2 protein-coding genes and 1 pseudogene are annotated in these 2,242 nt (G+C 70.2%); all 3 read right to left on the reverse strand.

What is annotated here, in order from left to right; translation table 11 throughout:
* Positions 1-116: 116 nt before the first annotated feature.
* A complete protein-coding gene (locus tag WAW85_RS08105; RefSeq protein ID WP_422559111.1) occupies positions 117-1,085 on the reverse strand; it encodes a Gfo/Idh/MocA family protein in 969 nt (322 codons plus the stop codon).
* Positions 1,082-1,963: a sugar phosphate isomerase/epimerase family protein gene (locus WAW85_RS08110; RefSeq protein WP_422559112.1), complete on the reverse strand. Its 882-nt coding sequence runs from the start codon at positions 1,961-1,963 to the stop codon at positions 1,082-1,084. The genes WAW85_RS08105 and WAW85_RS08110 overlap by 4 nt, the downstream gene beginning before the upstream one ends.
* A gap of 14 nt (positions 1,964-1,977) precedes the next feature.
* Positions 1,978-2,242: pseudogene (locus WAW85_RS08115) on the reverse strand (3D-(3,5/4)-trihydroxycyclohexane-1,2-dione acylhydrolase (decyclizing)); the annotation flags it as partial.

Genomic DNA, 2,242 nt, shown 5'->3' on the forward strand with positions numbered 1-2,242 from the left:
TCCGCGGCCCGGTTCGGGCCAGCAGTTCTGGTTCCGCCCCATTGCGCACACGTTGGCATGAGCCAAGACCATCGGCACCAGCCGAGAGTGTTGGCCCGAGACCGACGGCAAGGCCGTCAGGCGTAGAACGTGGGGCGGGGTGGCAGATCGACGACGACGGGGCCCTCAGCGGTAAGCGCCTGCACGCCCGCCCGGCAGCAGACCGCCGCCACGTAGCCGTCCCAGGCCGACGGTCCCGAAATTGCCTGCGCGGCAACCGAATCCACCCAGGCCTGCACCTCGCGGTCGTAGGCCTCGGCGAACCGCGTCGTGTAGTCCGCGTGGTGCCCGACGTCCCCGATCCGCACGACGTCGCCGGCCAGCACAGCCTCGGTGATCACCTGATAGCTCGCCGCCAAGACATTCATCTCCACGTCAGCGAGCGTCCCGTCAGCCAAGCGCAGCAGCACCAGGATCGGCTCACGGAGCCCCGCGGCTGCCCGCGGATTCGGCCTGCCTCGACGTACCTCGATCGAGGTGATCGGGCTGCCCGCTAGCCACGGCACGGCGTCCAGCTCGTGGACCACCGAATCGGTGATCAGCATCGACTCGGCGTAGCCGACCGGGGTGCCGGCGTTGCGATGCACCGCGTGAATCATCAGCAGCTCACCGGACCGGCCCTCGGTGATCCTCGCGCGCAGCGCCGCGTATTCGACGTCGTACCGGCGCATGAAGCCAACCTGGATCAGCCGGCGCCCGCCCGCCCGCTCGGCCTCCACCAGTCGCCACGCCGACTCTGGATCCGGTGTCAGCGGCTTCTCGCACAATGTCGGCAGCCCCGCCCGCACGCACGCGGCCACCGTCGACTCGTGCTGCGGTCCAGGTGCGGCGATCAGCACCGCGTCCAGCACGCCAGCCGCCAGTGCCTCGTCCAGACCCGCCATTCCGACGGCACCTGGCGCGACGGCGAGCGCCGCGGTACGTCGCTCCCGGTCCGGTTCGACGACGACGCTGACCCGCGCTCCGGTGGTAGTCCGAGTCAGCCGCCGCACGTGGTCCGAGCCCATGGTGCCGGTTCCCACTACGCCGACGCGCAGCTCGCTCACGCTGGCAATCGCTCCTCGATATAGGCGCGCGTCGCCACGGCGATCGGCAACGGCTGGGCCGGGTCGCAACCGGGCATGTCCTGTTCGACGATGGCGAACATGTCCGGATCGGCAGCGTGCGCGGCCGCCAGCACCGGACCGTAGTCGGGCAATCCGGCCGGTGGCGCCACCATCACCTGACACGCCGCGTCCACAAAGGGAACATCCCCGTCGAGCAACTCGCGGGCCCGGGTCGGATCGATCTGCTTGAGGTGCAGGTACCCGATGCGGTCGGGGGCGCGCGTCAGGAGTGCCACGCTGTCGCCGCCGTAGTAGGCGTAGTGGCCGGTGTCCAGACAGAGGTTCACATACCGCGGATCCGTCAGCTCCAGCAGCCGGTCCACCTGTGTGGGGGTGGCGACATGCGTGTCGGCGTGGCTGTGCACCTGCTGGGCCAGTCCGTATTCCTGCGCCAGCACCTGGCCGATCAGGTCATGCCCCGCTGCCAAGGTCGTCCACTGGTCGTCGGTCAACGTACGCGGTTCACTTTGGCGCCCGGTCCGGTCATCACGCCAGAGCGCCGGAATCACCACCACATGCTCACCGCCGACCGCCCGGACCAGGTGGGCAATCGCGCGAACCTTCTCCCACAGCCCGGTGTCGGCCCGGTCGCCGCGGTGAAAATCAGAGAAAACGGTGCCGCCCGACAAGGTGAGCCCGCGCGCGGCGAGCTCATCGGCCAGCAGTGCAGGATCGGTCGGGAGGTACCCGAACGGGCCGAGCTCGACGTGCCGGTACCCGGCCTGCGCCACCTCGTCGAGGAAGCGCGGCCACGGAGTCTGCCGCGGGTCGTCGGCGAACCAGACGCCCCAGGAGTCGGGTGCAGTGCCGATACGCATGGTCCCAGTCTTCCTCAGCCGAGGTGCCAGCGCTGCAAACCGCGCGCATCGTCGTAATCGACGCGGGCCCGCCGGGTGGCCTCGTCGCCGCCGACCGCAGCGACCGGAACATCCCACCAGGCGACGCTGTCGGGTGCACCGATCGACCCGTCGCACGGGACGACGATGACCGTCGGTCCGGCAGTCTGCTTCGCCGCCGCGATCGCCGATCGGACTGCGGCGAGCACCTCGCGCCCCGGGGGCACGGCGATCGCCGCGGCCCCGTAGCTGCGGGCATTG

This window comes from Gordonia sp. (in: high G+C Gram-positive bacteria), assembly GCF_049299075.1.
Classification (GTDB): domain Bacteria; phylum Actinomycetota; class Actinomycetes; order Mycobacteriales; family Mycobacteriaceae; genus Gordonia.